Source organism: Mycolicibacterium brisbanense (assembly GCF_001570425.1).
Lineage (GTDB): Bacteria > Actinomycetota > Actinomycetes > Mycobacteriales > Mycobacteriaceae > Mycobacterium > Mycobacterium brisbanense.
This window is the reverse complement of the sequence record NZ_BCSX01000015.1, coordinates 47,392-62,287: the sequence shown is the minus strand read 5'-3', so window position 1 is coordinate 62,287 and position 14,896 is coordinate 47,392. Positions and strand designations below refer to the sequence as shown.

Here is a 14,896-nt window from a genome sequence, read left to right as displayed (position 1 = left end):
GCAATCAGTTGCTTTCAGTGGTGGGGATGGCGATTTCGCGGCGCAGGATCTTGCCGGTCGGTCCTTTGGGCAGGGCGTCGACCAGCCAGACGCGGCGCGGGTACTTGTACGCGGCGACGCGTTCTTTGACGAAGTCGCGCAGCTCCTCGGGTGCGGTCTGGGCGCCGTCTTTGAGCGCGACCGCCGCGCCGACCTCCTCGCCGAGTGAGTCGTGCGGGATGCCGACGACGCAGGCCTCTGCCACAGCCGGGTGCTCGTAGAGCACCTCTTCGATCTCGCGCGGGTAGATGTTCAGGCCGCCACGGATGATCATCTGCTTCTTGCGGTCGACTATGTAGAAGTAGCCGTCGTCGTCGACCTTGCCGATGTCACCGGTGCCGAACCAGCCGTCCGGCGAGATCGCCGCCGCGGTGGCCTCGGGCAGGTTCCAGTAGCCCTTCATGACGTTGTGGCCGCGGATCTGGATCTCGCCGGGCTCCCCGGGGGCGACCTCGGTGCCGCTGTCGTCGACGACGCGCATCTCGACCCCTTCGATCGGTGTGCCGATCGAGCCGGCCTTGCGCTCGCGGTCGGGGTGGTTGAAGCAGGCCACCGGTGAGGTCTCGGAGAGCCCGTAGCCCTCCAGGATCGTGGTGCCGAACGTCTGCTCGAACTCGGTGAGCACCGGCACGGGCAGGGCCGCGCCGCCGGACGCGCAGATCCGCAAAGTCTTTGCCGCACTGGGGAATTCGGGTGCCACGGCGAGCAGCGCGGAGTACATGGTCGGCACGCCCTCGAAGACCGTCACCCGCTCGCGTTCGATCGCCTGCAGCACGGTGCGCGGCTCGAAGCGGGGGATCAGCACAAGCGTCGCGCCGACGGCCACCGCGGCGTTGAGGCCACACGTCAGGCCGAACACATGGAACAGCGGCAGGCAGCCCATGATCACGTCGTCCGGGCCGACTCCGATCAGCGTGCGCAAGGTGACCTCGGCGTTGCGGCGCAGGCCACCGTGGGTCAGCTCGGCGCCTTTGGGTTTGCCGGTGGTGCCGGAGGTGTGCAGCACCACCGCGGTGTCGGTGTCGGCCCGCTCGACGGGTGCGGGCTGTTCGGGCAGGTCCGCGATCAGGGTGGGCAGCGTGGCATCGTCGACCAGCCAGGCCTGCGCACCCGCGGCCGTGGCGCCGTCGGTGGCGGCCGCGGCGAAGGCGGGGGCGCCGAACAGAGCTTTCGCGCCGGTGTTGGCGAGGTAGAACTCGACCTCGCGCGCCTTCAGCAGTGGGTTCATCGGGACGGCGATGGCCCCCAGGCGCATGATGCCGTAGTACGCGACGGCGAATGCCGCACTGTTCGGCAGCATAATGCCGACCCGGTCGCCGGGGGCGATGCCCGCGCGGTCCAGGAACGTGGCGACGCGGGCCGCCGCGGTGTTGAACTCGGCGAAGCTCAGGGCCGTACCGTCGCAGCGAAGGGCCGTTCGATCGGGGTAGTTCTGCGCTGCTGCAACGAGATTGGTGCTGAGGTTGGTCACGGTCTCCTCCGGGTGCCGACGATGTGTTCGATACATCAACTGTGCGGCCCGAGCTACCGGATGAACATGGTGGTGGGAACAACGTGGCGGGCAGTCAGCTGTGAGCGCTCACACCGCGGGCCCTGCGGGCCTATCGTGTGCACATGTCAGCGGCGCCTGATCCGAGCATTGTGCGGCTCGCCAACGCGGTGTTGGCGCGTGCCGACGCTCTGGCCGCAGCGATGTGCGAAGTCATCCGGCGCGACGTCGCGTTCTACGCGTCCAACCGCAGCCTGGTCGACGACGCCGAGCTGCACCGCAGCTGCCTGGCCCAGATGGTCTACGTGTTCGACGCGCTGACCGCCGACAGCGGACCCGAACTGGCCGACGTATCGGCCGCCGAGGACACGGGCGTGCGGCGCGCACTTGCCGGGGTCCCGCTGGCGACGGTGATGTCGGCGTACCGCGTCGGCTTCCGGTTCATGTGGGAGGCGAGCCTGGCCCAGGCGCGCGATCTCGACATCAGCCCGGAGGCCATCCTGGCCACCACATCGCAGATCATGCTCGCGCAGGATTCCTTCACGCAGGCGATGACGGGTGCCTATCGCCAGCAGCTGACTCAGCAGATGCTCCTCAAGGAGGAGGAACGCTCGGCTCTGGTCGAGGCGATCCTGCAGGGACGCATCACCGACACCCAGAACCTGTGGGACGCCGCCGACATACTGCGCCTGCCCACGTCGGGTCCGTATGTCGTTGTCGCAGCGCAGGTTCCGGGCATCGGACGCACGGGGCTGCCGGAGATCGCGAACAAGCTCGACACCCGCGACATCCGGTCGGCGTGGCGGCTGCTGCCCGATCTGCAGGTCGGCATCGTGCACCTGCGGCGCTCGGCCAGCCTGGACGAGCTATTGGAGATCCTGCGCTCGGCGGCGTCGGACCGGGTGGGCGTGAGCCCGCCGTTCGACGATCTCACGGACACCGGCGAGGCGCTGCGGTTCGCCCGGCTGGCCATCGCGGGCAGGCCCACCGACGATCAGCTGGTGCAGGTGTTCGACGGATCCCCGTTGGCGGTCGCGGCGGTCGCCGCGCCCGAGGTCATGCAACGCATCGGGCACGACATCCTCGGCGGGTTCGACGACCTGCCCGCCGAGGAACGACAGATACTCGTCGAAACCTTTCAGGCATGGCTCGACTCCGGCGGCTCCGCGAACGAGACGGCCGCCAAGATCTACGTGCACCCAAACACCGTGCGCCATCGTCTGCATCGCATCGAGGAGCGCACCGGCCGGTCGCTGTCGCGGCCCCGCGACATCGCCGAGTTGTGTCTGGCCTTCGAGGTGTACCGGCGCTTGCCCTGAGGAGTCACTTCTTCTCGCGAGCAGACGCGCAGGTACCCCGACACGCCGATATTGGCGGACTTCAGTGTCTTTTCGCGCAGGAGACTGCATCTGCTGCTGTATCGGCCAGGGTGAGGGTCGCGACGTCGAGCGCGGGGTCCAGCGGTGTCGGCCAGGACGACAGCTTGGCGACCACCACCGCGCGATCGAAGTCGACGTAGATGAGCTGACCGTGAATGCCGAGGCACATCAGAACGCGCCGGTCTGGATATGGCACCCAGAATTGGTTGCGGTACATCCCGCCGGGCAGCCCAGTGTTGGTGGGGGAGTTGGCGAATGCGTCACGCGAGTCCGCGGCGCCGGTCAGTGCGTCATCGATCCAGGCTCGCGGCACGATGTGATCGCCGCCCCGGCGCAGCAGTTCACCGAACCGGGCCGTGTCGCGTAGCGACGCCGCCAAGCCACCGTCGTGGAAGACACTGCCGGCGCGGTCGACCCCGGCGTCCATGTCGTCACCGGCGAATCGCGACCACAGGGTGCGCGACAGCAGTTCGGGCATGCGTTCACCGGCTGCCCGCTCGCACACCCAGCCCAGCACGTCGGTCTCGCACGATCGGTACTCGAAAACCCCACCGTGCGGCCGTTGTTGGCGAAGATGAGGCAAGTACTCGTACAGCGTCGCCGGTACGTCCGGGCTGGTTCGCGGGACCCAGCCGAGGGCCTGGTCGAGATGGCGGACCTCCGCGTCGGGATCGAGGTATTCTTCGCGGAATTTGATGCCCGAGCGCATGTCGAGGATGTGCCGTACGGTGGCCCCGGCGTATCCCGACTCGCACAGCTCCGGAACATAGTGGGTGACAGGGTGATTCGGATCCAGCGCTCCGCTGTCGATGAGGACCGCCGCCACCGAGCCGATGATCGACTTGCTGACCGAGTACAGCATGTGCGGCCGGCCGGGTTCGAGATCGCCGGGGTAGCATTCCGCGCGGATCGCGCTGTCGTGCAGAACCAGGAACCCGTCGGTGAACGTATCGTCCAGAACCGAGGCGATCGTGCCGTCGGCGAGCGGCATGTCCAGGTCGAGTCGCCAGTCGTCCTCGGCCAGCGGCAACGGGGTGCGGCCTGCGGCCACTCGAGCGGTGGGCACGATTTCGCGCATCCGCCCCGATGTGTGGCGGTTGACCGGACCGGTCTGCCAGTTATCCAGTGTCACAGCGTGATTCATCATGTGAGTTGCTCTCTTGTGGCGGGTTCGACATCCTCGGCGGCCCCGACGAGGGACTGCTCGTAGTCGATACTCAATTCCGGGGTGGGCCGCCGGAATCCACGCGTGAGCCACAGCAGGTAACCCACACCGATTGCGAGCCAGCCCAATCCGATGGCCAGTGAGGTTCCGCTGAGCTGGGTGAGCAGATAGATGCTGACCATGGCGCCTACCGCGGGCAGCACGACATAGCCGAGAGTGCTCAGCCGGCGGGTGCGGCGGTGGCGCAGGTAGTAGGCGATCACGCACACGTTGACCGCCGTGAAGGCCGTGAAGGCGCCGAAGTTGATGAAGCCGGTGGCGGTCTCCAGCGAGAGGTTGAGCCCGACGAAACACATTGCGCCGCTGATCAACACGCAGTAGATCGGGGTCAGCGTGCGGGGGTTGACATATCCGAACACGCGCTTGGAAAGCACACCGTCGCGGCCCATGATATAGAGCAGCCGGCTGGTGCTCAGCTGTACCGCCAGGCACGAAGCGGACCCGGCGATGATGCCCGCCAGATTGGTCCAGTCGGCGAAGAACTGGCCGCCGACGTCGACGGACATGGTGTACGACGCGGCCTGCGCGTCCTCGAAGAGATCCCCCGGGTGCACGAGCTGCATGACGTAGGCGCCGACGATGAACAGCAGTCCGCCGATGCCCACGACCAGGATGACCGCACGGGGGATGGTGCGTTTGGGCTCCTTGGTTTCCTCGGCGAGCGTGGTGACCGCGTCGAATCCGAGGAATGAGTAGGCGGCGATGGCCGCTGCGGCGGATACGCCGGCGATGGTGCTGGCGGAGTTCCACAGCGGTGCGGTGTAGGAGACCGGCGGGCTGCCTGCAAGGGTTTTGACGCAGTACGCAAAGAACAGCAGTACGAGGAAGACGGCGACACCGGTCAGAATCTTGTTGACGCGGTCGGCCACCACGATGCCGACGATGTTGACGAGCGTGGTGAATCCGGCGTTGATGAGCATCCAGACCCAGATGGGGATGGCCGGGAACTGGGCATTGAGCAGGATCGACTGCGTCAGCCAGGCGACCATCGGCAAGAACAGGTAGTCCAGCAGCACGCTCCAGCCGACCAGAAAGCCGACCCGGGAGCCAAGGTTGTGCCGAGCGTAGAAGTACGCGGAGCCGGAGACCGGGTAGATGCCTGCCAGCTTGGCGTAACTCAGAGCCGTGACCAGCATGGCGGCGGTGGCCAGCGCGAATGCGGTCGGCGCTGTGCCTGAGCTGGCGACGGCGATGATTCCGAAGATCACCATCACGAGGCTGGGCGCCATGTAAGAGACGCCGAAGGCGACCACCGAGGGCAGGGTCAGCCGACGCGCCAGGTGCGCTTCCGTCGCAACGGTCATGGGCGGGCTCCTCGAACACGATTAATTGAATGAGATTCAATAATCTAGACGGAGTGTGGGCCGCGCCACAAGAGGCAAATTGAATAGAGTTCAATAAAGTCGACGAAGGAGGTTCCGATGGGCCGGCCGCGGGTGGCCATACTCAACCGGGACAAGATCGGTGCCGCGGCACTCGACCTGGTCGACCGCAATGGCGATTTCACGATGCCCGGATTGGCCCGGCATCTCGGTGTGCAGGTCGCCGCCGTCTACCACCACGTGCCGGCCGGGCGTGCCGAAATCATCGAAATGGTGCGGGTACTCGTCGCCCAGCGGATCGACGACGCGGCGTTCGACCGCATGCCGTGGGATGAGGCATGCGTCGTATGGGCGCAGTCCTATCTGGGTGCCTTCAGTGCTCACCCCGCGGCGGTGCGGCTGCTGGCCACCGAACCGATCCGTGACCCCGGGTTGATCGCTGCCTACAACCCCGTCGCCGCCGGACTCGCCAGGGCGGGATTCGGCGACGGCGAGATCATCGCGGTGATCACCGCTGTCGAGAACTTCGTGCTCGGCGCAGCGCTCGACGCGTCGGCTCCCGACATTGTGGTGGCGGCCGATCAGGACGGGATCGAACCTGAGCTGCGCCGCGCGCTCGACGAGGCGCCGACCGGGCCCGCACGTGCAGCGCAGGCGTTCGACCTGGGTATCGAAGCCTTCGTCGATGGTTTGCGGCAGCGCTTGTCGCGGCGTGCGGAGGCCTGAACCCCGGGCCCACGGATGCCTTGTCGGCCGCAAGAGCTGGCCGTGGAACATCCGCACTGCGTAACGCGAAGCCCGAAGGCGGCAAGATCGCCACGACCTGGCGAGAGCCCGTTTCCTTGACCGTCGAGCCTGCTCCGCGGCGTCGGTAGGCTCGGATCATGTTCGACTTCCTCCCGAGCCTGCCCGGTCCCGACGATGTGCGGGCGTTGGTCCGCAAGGTCGACACCGTCCGACACAACGGTGTCCCCAGTGCGTGTGTTCTCGAGCTCGATCTGACGTCCGTGCCGCCGGAGACCGCCGGGTTCGATCCGCTGGCGATGATCTCCGTCGGAGGCCGGCCTCTGATCCTGCGCCAGGCCGTCGCGGCGATCCACCGGGCTGCGGAGGACGACCGCGTGGCCGGCCTGATCGCGCGGGTACAGATCCCGGCCGCGGCAGCCGGGCCGGTACAGGAGCTGCGCGACGCGATCGCCGAGTTCGGCGCCGTCAAACCGACCCTGGCCTGGTCGGAAACCTACCCGGGTACCTTGTCGTACTACCTGGCCTCGGCGTTCCGCGAGGTGTGGATGCAACCGTCGGGCACCGTCGGACTGGTCGGTTTCGCGACCAACGCGATGTTCCTCAGGGATGCCCTCGACAAGGTGGGGATCGAAGCGCAGTTTGTGACGCGTGGCGAATACAAGTCTGCGACAAACATTTTCACGCAGGATCGCTACACCGACGCCCATCGGGAGGCCGACAGCCGGCTGATCGAGAGCCTGCAGACCCAGGTATGGCAGGCCATCGCGGAATCGCGGCACGTATCCGTCGAAACCATCGACGCGCTGGCCGACAAGGCGCCACTGCTGCGCGACGACGCCGTAGCGGGCGGGCTGATCGACAGGATCGGATTCCGCGATGAGGCATACGCGCGCATCAGTGAATTGTGTGGTGCCGCAGCGGAATCGGATGGCGATGACAGCGCTCCGCGGTTGTATCTGTCGCGGTACGCACGGGCGTCGGCGCCCAAACCGACACCTACGATTCCCGGGCTCAAATCGAAGCCGACGGTCGCCGTCGTGACGGTGCACGGGCCGATCGTCAGTGGCAAGGGCGGTCGGCAGGTGCTGCCGTTCGGTAACTCGGGCGCCGGGGGTGACACCATCGCCGCCGCGCTGCGCGAGGCCGCAGCCCAGGACGACGTGGTGGCCATCGTGCTGCGGGTGGACAGCCCCGGGGGTTCTGTGACTGCCTCGGAGACCATCTGGCGTGAGGTGGTGCGGGCCCGCGAGGCAGGCAAGCACGTCGTCGCGTCGATGGGTGCCGTGGCGGCATCCGGCGGCTACTACGCGGCCATGGCGGCCGACGCGATCGTCGCCAACCCTGGCACCATCACCGGCTCGATCGGGGTGTTGACCGGCAAACTGGTGTCGCGGGAGCTCAAGGACAAGCTCGGGGTCGGTTCCGACGCGGTGCGCACCAATGCCAACGCCGACGCCTGGTCCACCAATGCGCCGTTCACCGATGAGCAGCAGGCCCAGGTCGAGGCCGAGGCAGACCTGTTCTACCAGGACTTCGTGCAGCGGGTAGCGGACGGCCGCGGCTTGGCGGTGGAGGCCGTCCAGGACGTCGCCCGCGGCCGGGTGTGGACCGGGGCCGACGCTCACGAACGCGGGCTCGTCGACGAACTCGGCGGGCTGCGCACCGCGATCCGCCGCGCCAAACTGCTGGCCGGCCTCGACGAGGACACCAAGGTCAAGATCGTCCACCTGCCCGGGTCATCCTTGCGGGATCTGTTGTCGCCCAAGCCATCATCCCAACCGGCAGCGGCGTCGCTGCCCGAGGCGCTGGGTTCGCTGGCCGTCGCGTCGGTGACCGGGGTGCTCGAACACGCCCAACGCTCGGTGACCGGAGCCAACGCGATGTGGCTGGGGGAGTACCGCTTCTAGGCCTCACGAGCAGACGCAAACTCCCCCATTTTCGCTGGAAAAAGGGGGAGTTTGCGTCTGCTCGCGAGACTCACGGCCCCGGGGGCGGTGCAATGCGCCTGCCGGAGAGGTAACGTCAGACCTTGGCAACTACTGAATTGCCGGACGAGACGACGGCCTGGCCCTGCGGTGTTCACCGAACAGACCAGCCGAAACTAGAGCGCGCGGTGGGGACCGGTGTCGTCAGACACATGGAGGAACCGTGCCTGCGCACAAAAGCCCGATGAAGGGCTTCGGAGACAAGCCGGAGATCGATTACAGCGAACCCGCGGAAAGTGCGCCGGACCCGAGCGTACTCAGACGGGCGATCGCCGCATCGGCGATCGGAAACGCCACAGAATGGTTCGACTACGGCATATACGCCTATGGCGTCGGCTACATATCGGCCGCCATCTTCCCGGGTGACACCCAGCAGGCCACTCTGTTGGCGCTTGCGACGTTTGCGGTTTCGTTCCTCGTGCGGCCGCTCGGCGGATTTGTCTGGGGACCATTGGGCGACAGGCTCGGACGCAAACACGTTCTGGCAATCACCATTGTGCTGATGGCGGGTGCGACGTTCTGCGTAGGCCTGGTGCCGTCCTATGCGGCCATCGGACTGTGGGCACCGGCCATCATGGTGGTGCTGCGGATGATCCAGGGCTTCTCCACCGGAGGCGAATATGGCGGTGCGGCAACGTTTATGGCCGAGTACGCGCCGTCGCGCCGCCGCGGGTTCCTCGGGAGCTTCCTGGAATTCGGCACCCTGTCAGGCTTTTCGCTCGGTGCGTTGCTCATGCTCGGCTTCTCGGTGCTGCTCACCGATGACCAAATGGGTTCGTGGGGTTGGCGGTTGCCGTTCATGGTCGCCGCGCCGCTGGGATTGATCGGTGTGTATCTGCGGTCCCGGCTCGAGGACACCCCGGTATTTCGTGAACTCGAGCAGTCCGGCGACACCGAACAAGGCGCGGTCACCCAGTTCAAGGATCTGGTCGGGGAGTACTGGGCACCCGTGTTGCGGCTGGGCGGTCTCGTGGTGGCACTCAACGTGGTCAACTACACGCTGCTCACCTACATGCCCACCTACCTGGAGCGCACCATCGGCCTGTCGAGCAATCACGCGCTGGTCGTGCCGATCATCGGCATGTTGACCATGATGGTGTTCCTGCCGTTCGCCGGGCACATCTCCGATCGGGTGGGCCGCAAACCGATGTGGTGGTTCTCGCTGATCGGGCTGTTCATCGCCGGTGTGCCGATGTTCCTGTTGATGGGCACCAACATGGTCGGCGCCGTGATCGGATTCGCGGTACTGGGGCTGCTCTATGTGCCGCAGCTGTCGACGATCTCCGCAACCTTCCCGGCGATGTTCCCGACGCAGGTGCGCTACGCCGGTTTCGCGATCGCCTACAACGTCTCCACCTCGCTGTTCGGCGGCACCGCGCCCGCGGTCAACGACTGGCTGGTGTCGGTGACGGGCGACCATCTCGTGCCCGCGTATTACATGATGATCGCCTGCGTCATCGGGGCGATCGCATTGGTGAAGGTTCCTGAAACCGCCCGCTGCCCGATCGGAGGAACCGAGATTCCCGGCACGCCCGACGCGCCGCCGCAGCTGGAGTACGACGTCGAACCCACTGCGGCGTCGTAGCTTTCAGCCGGCGGGCAGGCGCGCGATGAGCCGGTCGACGGCGTCTTCCATGTGCGCGAGCATCAGTTTGTCGGTGAGTGCGACGTCGCCGGCTCGGATGGCGCTCGCCAGCGCATGGTGTTCGGTGACCCGGTCGCTGGGGGTGTCGTAGGTATCGGCCAAGGCGTGCAAGCACATTCGGGTCTCGACGAGGTGGGTCTGGTGGATCCTGGACAGTCGTGAGCTGCCCGCCGATGCGACCAGCATTTCATGGAAGCGGATGTCGGCCTCGCTCAACTCATCCGGTTCGGCAGCCGATTCCATCTCGTCGACGATGGTGAGCAGCCGATCACCGACGGCGGCGTAATCGCCCTGCAGGATCTTGCGGGCCGCCGTGCGCTCGACCGCCTCGCGCGCCAGATACATGTCGCGAACCTCGTCGGGTGTCATGTCGATCACGAACACGCCGCGGTTGCGGATGGCGACGACCAGGCCTTCTTGGGTCAGCCGCTGGATCCCCTCGCGGATCGGACCGCGGCTCACCCCGAACCTGCGGGCCAGTTCGGCTTCGCCCAGCTGAGATCCCGGTTCGAGTTCGCGGTGCGCGATGGCCTGCCGCAGCTTGTCGGCGATGATGCTCGGCGTCGATTGCTGGTCAACCGGGCCGATGAAGTCCGTCACCGCGCCGCCCTGAACAGCGTGCCCAGGCCGGGTAGACGCGGAACCGGGCCGATCAACTGCAGGCCCTTCCAGACCGTCACAGCGTTGGCGGTGAGCACCGGCTTCCCGACCGCTGCTTCCAGCCTCTCGATGATGCCCAGCGTGTGCATGGCGGTATCGGGCACCAGCACCGCCTCGGCGTCGGGATGGTCGGCTGCCCGCACCATCTCGACCACGTCGTCGGGAGCCAGGAGGCCCACCTCGGCGGCCGTGACGATGCCGTGGCTGCCCATCGAGACCACCACCGCGCCACTGGCCGACAGGAACGTCACGAAGTGTGCGGCCACGTCGGCGGGGTACGACGCGGCAACGGCAACGCGGCGAATACCCAAGTACTGCAACGCATCTGCAAAAGCTATCGACGTCGACGATGCCGGTACGCCTGCCGCTAGGGCCACCTGGTCGACCTGTCGACGCGCCCCGTCGGGGCCGAAAACGAAGCTGCCCGACGTGCACGCCCACATCATCGATTCCGCTTGAGCACCGCTCAGCCGGGCCACCCCGTCGGCGAGGCGTTCGGGCTTGCCGAGGTCGAGCAGCGCATCCACGCGGTGCGCGTCCTCGCCGACGCTGGTGATCGCGACGGGCAACGCCACAGCGGTGCCCAAACGTGCCTCAAGAGCTTCGAAATCATCCTCTGCGCTGTGGCCGGGATAGAGGATGCCTACGGTCGGCATGCGGTCTCCTGTCGGATCGTGGGCACGGTGCGACTCTCGGTCATTCAGGCCTCCAGCAGTCGCTGACCGGGTCCGACGGCCTTGCGTCCTGCGACGGCCAGCGCTGCCCACATCGTCACCTGGTTGGCCGTCACGACCGGTTTGCCCAGGTCTGCCTCCAGCCGCGCGATCAGGTCGTAGGTCGGCAGGTTCGTGCAGCTGATGACGATCGCCTCGGCATCGGGAACGTCGGTGGCCCGCACCAGATCTGCCGTGGTCTCGTACGGCACCGCCCAGATGCGGGCGGTCATTCCCAGGCCCGCCGTCGCGACGACCTCGATGCCGGCCTCCATGAGATAGCTGGTCAGCCCGATGGTCAGGTCGGCGGTGTACGGGGTGACGGTGGCGACCCTACGCAGGCCGAGATGCCGCAGCGCGGTGAGCATCGCACCGCTGGTGGTCACCGCTGCCGGGGCACCCGCCGCGCGCATGGCCGCGACCAGGGCGGCCTCGCCTGCCATGCCCTTGACGAAGCTGCCTACGGTGCACGCGTACGCGGTGACGAGCGGGGAGACCGCGAGCACGTTGGCGGCGCCGGCCACCACCTGTTCGGGTTCGGAGATGTGCACCGCCATGTCGACGGTCACGGGCATGGGCGCGTACCGCAGCCGGGTGACGTAGAGACTGACATCGTTGGGCACCCATCGCCACAGCTCCCGGTCGAGGGCGAAGTCGTACGGCGCCACGACACCTATCCCCACCTGCTGCAACGGCGGGTGAGGGGCCAAACCCTCGATCGTCATGCCCATAGTGTGAGGCCGAACCGATCGACCGGCAACAGATTGTTGACAATCCTACGAAAAGGTTCCTAGCCTCGGACTGATGTCGAGCCCACGTCCGGTGATCGCGGTGTTGTGTGAGCGCGCGGGCGATCGCCCGGCAGAGGTGGCCGATCTGGACTTTGATGTCGACTTCCGGTATTGCGCCGCAAGCGGTTTGGCCGACGCGGTGCGGGGCGCACAGGCGTTGCTGATGTGGGATTACTTCTCGCCCGCGCTGCGTGGCGCGTGGGCATCCGCGGACGCCCTGGAGTGGATTCACGTCACCGCCGCCGGTGTCGATACGTTGCTCTTCGACCAACTGCGGGACTCCGACGTCGTGGTCACGAACGCTCGGGGCGTGTTCGACCGCCCCATGGCCGAATACGTGCTCGGAGCGGTCATCGCATACGCCAAGGGCACCCAGGCCAGCCTTGATCGGCAACGGCGGCATCAGTGGCAGCACCGGGAGACCAGGACCATCGCCGGTGCGCACGCACTCGTGGTCGGCACCGGCGGCATCGGCAGGGAGATCGCCCGACTGCTGCGCGCCGCGGGACTCGTCGTGCGGGGCGCCGGACGGGTGGCGCGCGCCGAGGACCCCGACTTCGACGGAGTCGTCGCCGCAGCGGACCTGGCGGCCGCCGTCGGCTGGTGCGATCACCTGGTGCTGGCCGCCCCGCTCACCGACGCCACCCGGGGACTCGTGGACGCGACGGTCCTGGCCGCGATGAAGCCCGACGCGCATCTGGTGAACGTCGCGCGTGGCCCGCTCGTCGACGAGTCCGCACTGCTGGCAGCGTTGACCGCAGGCAGCATCGGTGGCGCCACCCTCGACGTGTTCGACACCGAACCGCTGCCGCAGGACCATCCGCTGTGGGATGCGCCCGGTGCCGTCGTCACCGCCCACATGTCCGGGGACGCGCACGGCTGGCGCGACAGGCTGGCCGCGCAGTTCGCCGAGAACCTCCACCGCTGGCTGGCGGGCCGGCCGCTGCACAACGTCGTGGACAAGAAGCTCGGATATGTCAGGGGCGCAACATGATTCCCTCTGCTGTCGAGCTCATGATGGCCTACCGGACCAAAGCGCTCTCGCCCGTGGAAATCACCGAGGCTGCCCTTGGGGCCGTCGCTCGTTACAACAGTCAGGTGAACGCCTTCGTGCTGATCGACGAGGACGGCGCGCTGGCCGCGGCACGCGCGTCGGAAGCGCGGTGGCAGGTCGGGGAACCGCTCGGGCCCGCCGACGGCATCCCCACCTCGATCAAGGACGCACTGTGGACAAAGGGCTGGCCGACGCTGCGCGGCAGCTGGCTCATCGACGAGGCCGGGCCATGGGACGAGGACGCGCCAAGCGTTGCGCGGCTGCGTGATTCGGGGGCGGTCCTGCTCGGTAAGACCACGACGCCGGAATACTCGTGGAAAGGTGTCACCGATTCGCCGCGCTACGGCGTGACCGGAAATCCGTGGAATCCGACTGTGACCGCCGGCGGGTCCAGCGGCGGTAGCGCCGCAGCTGTGGGGCTGGGCATGGGTGCGTGGTCGGTCGGCACCGACGGTGGCGGGTCGGTGCGCATACCCGCGGCATTCACCGGCACTGTGGCACTCAAGCCGACGTATGGACTCATACCGCTATATCCGCCAAGCCCTTTCGGCACGCTCTCGCACGCCGGTCCGATGGCCCGCACCGTGGCCGACGTCGCCGCGCTGCTCGACGTGATCACCGGTTTCGACCCCCGCGACTGGTCCGCAATGCCTTCTCCCACGTCATCGTTTCGGGCCGGTCTCGACGGCGGCATCGCCGGGCTGCGGGTCGCCTATTCACCCGACCTCGGGTTCGGCTCCAATGATCCCGAGGTCGACACCGCGGTACGGGCCGCCGTCAACGTCCTCGCCGCCGCCGGCGCGGACGTCGAGGAAGTCTCGCCGGGCTTTGCCGACCCCGTCCACGCATTCCACGTGCTGTGGTTCTCGGGCGAGGCGAAAGTGTTGGAGGGCAAGCTCACTGGTGACCACACCCGGCCCGTCGACGCGGGCCTGCTACGCACCGCCGCCATCGGCGCGGGCTTCTCGGCTTCGGACTACCTCGACGCGACTGCCGTGCGCATGACGCTGGGGGAGCGGATGGGCCGGTTTCACCGGGCCTACGACGTGCTGATCACCCCGACACTGCCGCTGACCGCGTTCCCCGTCGGCCAGGACGTGCCCGACGGCTCTGACTCGCCGGACTGGACCAGCTGGACGCCATACACCTATCCGTTCAATCTGACTCAGCAGCCGGCACTTTCGGTGCCGTGCGGGTTCGGCCGCAATGGCCTGCCGATCGGTCTGCAAATCGTCGGACCCCGGCACGCGGATGCCCTGGTGCTGCGCGTCGGACAGACCTACCAGGACGCCACCGACTGGCACCACCGGGTGCCGGCGTTGCTCACGGAGGAGGCGCAATGAGCCGATTGATCACGGTGACCCTCGACAAGCGAGGGGTCACGTGCGTCGCCCGGTTGCTCGACGATGCGGCGCCCCGAACGTGTGCGGCCGTCTGGGATGCGCTGCCGCTGTCGGCGCAGGTGTTCCACGGCAAGTACGCCCGCAACGAGATCTACACATTGCTACCGGCGTTCAGCTCCGACCCGGGCCGGGAGAACACCACGGTGACGCCGATACCCGGTGACCTCTGCTGGTTTTCGTTCGACTCCGACGATCTCGGCAACCCCGCATACGGCTACGAGAACACCACGGGCACCGGGACCACGGGCGCCATCGTGGACCTGGCGCTGTTCTACGGACGCAACAACCTGCTGATCAACGGCGACCAGGGCTGGGTGCCCGGCAACGTGTTCGGCGCGATCACCGACGGGCTCGAGGACATGGCGGCCGCCTGCCAGGACCTGTGGATGGGCGGTGCCCGTGGCGAAACGCTGAGTTTCGCCCGGGCGTCTTGACCAGACCTCA

Annotated in this window: 13 protein-coding genes; 7 read left to right on the top strand and 6 right to left on the bottom strand. The window is 67.2% G+C overall.

Annotated features, from left to right (window positions below):
• Positions 1-4: 4 nt before the first annotated feature.
• Complete coding sequence (locus RMCB_RS05575; RefSeq protein ID WP_062827991.1) at positions 5-1,510, bottom strand: long-chain-fatty-acid--CoA ligase; 1,506 nt, start codon at positions 1,508-1,510, stop codon at positions 5-7.
• Between the two features lie 143 nt (positions 1,511-1,653).
• Here RMCB_RS05575 and RMCB_RS05570 point away from each other — a divergent pair, with 143 nt between their 5' ends.
• The gene (locus RMCB_RS05570) at positions 1,654-2,847 is read left to right on the top strand and encodes a PucR family transcriptional regulator (protein ID WP_062827990.1); all 1,194 of its coding nucleotides are present in this window, start codon (positions 1,654-1,656) and stop codon (positions 2,845-2,847) included.
• A gap of 61 nt (positions 2,848-2,908) precedes the next feature.
• Here the strand turns inward: RMCB_RS05570 and RMCB_RS05565 are convergent, their stop codons facing one another.
• Positions 2,909-4,051 (bottom strand): serine hydrolase domain-containing protein, encoded by a 1,143-nt coding sequence (locus RMCB_RS05565; protein WP_407662110.1) that lies wholly within the window; start codon positions 4,049-4,051, stop codon positions 2,909-2,911.
• Positions 4,051-5,436, bottom strand: a complete 1,386-nt coding sequence (locus RMCB_RS05560) for an APC family permease (protein WP_062827988.1) — start codon at positions 5,434-5,436, stop codon at positions 4,051-4,053. Before RMCB_RS05560 ends, RMCB_RS05565 begins: the two co-directional genes overlap by 1 nt.
• A gap of 117 nt (positions 5,437-5,553) precedes the next feature.
• Between RMCB_RS05560 and RMCB_RS05555 the strand changes: the two genes are divergently transcribed.
• From RMCB_RS05555 to RMCB_RS05545, 3 genes are all read left to right on the top strand, one after another.
• Entirely contained in the window at positions 5,554-6,180 is a 627-nt protein-coding gene (locus RMCB_RS05555) for a TetR/AcrR family transcriptional regulator (RefSeq protein ID WP_062827987.1), read from the top strand.
• Positions 6,181-6,338: 158 nt separating this feature from the next.
• Complete coding sequence (gene sppA, locus RMCB_RS05550; protein WP_062827986.1) at positions 6,339-8,108, top strand: signal peptide peptidase SppA; 1,770 nt, start codon at positions 6,339-6,341, stop codon at positions 8,106-8,108.
• Between the two features lie 262 nt (positions 8,109-8,370).
• A complete protein-coding gene (locus RMCB_RS05545) occupies positions 8,371-9,771 on the top strand; it encodes an MFS transporter (protein ID WP_062827985.1) in 1,401 nt (466 codons plus the stop codon).
• Positions 9,772-9,774: 3 nt separating this feature from the next.
• On the opposite strand, the gene RMCB_RS05540 is transcribed toward RMCB_RS05545, so the two are convergent.
• From RMCB_RS05540 to RMCB_RS05530, 3 genes are read right to left on the bottom strand one after another with little or no spacing between them, the layout of a single operon-like run.
• The gene (locus RMCB_RS05540; protein WP_062827984.1) at positions 9,775-10,431 is read right to left on the bottom strand and encodes a GntR family transcriptional regulator; all 657 of its coding nucleotides are present in this window, start codon (positions 10,429-10,431) and stop codon (positions 9,775-9,777) included.
• On the bottom strand, positions 10,428-11,147 hold the full coding sequence (locus RMCB_RS05535; protein WP_062827983.1) for a maleate cis-trans isomerase family protein: 720 nt from the start codon (positions 11,145-11,147) through the stop codon (positions 10,428-10,430). Before RMCB_RS05535 ends, RMCB_RS05540 begins: the two co-directional genes overlap by 4 nt.
• Positions 11,148-11,191: 44 nt before the next feature.
• Positions 11,192-11,929 (bottom strand): maleate cis-trans isomerase family protein, encoded by a 738-nt coding sequence (locus RMCB_RS05530; protein ID WP_201028238.1) that lies wholly within the window; start codon positions 11,927-11,929, stop codon positions 11,192-11,194.
• A gap of 79 nt (positions 11,930-12,008) precedes the next feature.
• Here RMCB_RS05530 and RMCB_RS05525 point away from each other — a divergent pair, with 79 nt between their 5' ends.
• Genes RMCB_RS05525 through RMCB_RS05515 form a run of 3 tightly spaced genes read left to right on the top strand, consistent with a single transcriptional unit; the run spans position 12,009 to position 14,886 of the window.
• Positions 12,009-12,989: a D-2-hydroxyacid dehydrogenase gene (locus RMCB_RS05525; RefSeq protein WP_084388367.1), complete on the top strand. Its 981-nt coding sequence runs from the start codon at positions 12,009-12,011 to the stop codon at positions 12,987-12,989.
• The gene (locus RMCB_RS05520; RefSeq protein ID WP_062827981.1) at positions 12,986-14,392 is read left to right on the top strand and encodes an amidase; all 1,407 of its coding nucleotides are present in this window, start codon (positions 12,986-12,988) and stop codon (positions 14,390-14,392) included. The genes RMCB_RS05525 and RMCB_RS05520 overlap by 4 nt, the downstream gene beginning before the upstream one ends.
• Positions 14,389-14,886 (top strand): DUF3830 family protein, encoded by a 498-nt coding sequence (locus RMCB_RS05515; protein WP_029368381.1) that lies wholly within the window; start codon positions 14,389-14,391, stop codon positions 14,884-14,886. Before RMCB_RS05520 ends, RMCB_RS05515 begins: the two co-directional genes overlap by 4 nt.
• The last annotated feature ends 10 nt before the right edge of the window (positions 14,887-14,896 follow it).

Bases quoted from the DNA above. Each gene is read 5' to 3' on its own strand.
- RMCB_RS05525 (WP_084388367.1), top strand. From the start codon at position 12,009: ATGTCGAGCCCACGTCCGGTGATCGCGGTGTTGTGTGAGCGCGCGGGC.
- RMCB_RS05565 (WP_407662110.1), bottom strand. From the start codon at position 4,051: ATGAATCACGCTGTGACACTGGATAACTGGCAGACCGGTCCGGTCAAC.
- RMCB_RS05535 (WP_062827983.1), bottom strand. From the start codon at position 11,147: ATGCCGACCGTAGGCATCCTCTATCCCGGCCACAGCGCAGAGGATGAT.
- RMCB_RS05560 (WP_062827988.1), bottom strand. From the start codon at position 5,436: ATGACCGTTGCGACGGAAGCGCACCTGGCGCGTCGGCTGACCCTGCCC.
- RMCB_RS05515 (WP_029368381.1), top strand. From the start codon at position 14,389: ATGAGCCGATTGATCACGGTGACCCTCGACAAGCGAGGGGTCACGTGC.
- RMCB_RS05520 (WP_062827981.1), top strand. From the start codon at position 12,986: ATGATTCCCTCTGCTGTCGAGCTCATGATGGCCTACCGGACCAAAGCG.
- RMCB_RS05555 (WP_062827987.1), top strand. From the start codon at position 5,554: ATGGGCCGGCCGCGGGTGGCCATACTCAACCGGGACAAGATCGGTGCC.
- sppA (WP_062827986.1), top strand. From the start codon at position 6,339: ATGTTCGACTTCCTCCCGAGCCTGCCCGGTCCCGACGATGTGCGGGCG.
- RMCB_RS05570 (WP_062827990.1), top strand. From the start codon at position 1,654: ATGTCAGCGGCGCCTGATCCGAGCATTGTGCGGCTCGCCAACGCGGTG.
- RMCB_RS05530 (WP_201028238.1), bottom strand. From the start codon at position 11,929: ATGACGATCGAGGGTTTGGCCCCTCACCCGCCGTTGCAGCAGGTGGGG.
- RMCB_RS05545 (WP_062827985.1), top strand. From the start codon at position 8,371: ATGAAGGGCTTCGGAGACAAGCCGGAGATCGATTACAGCGAACCCGCG.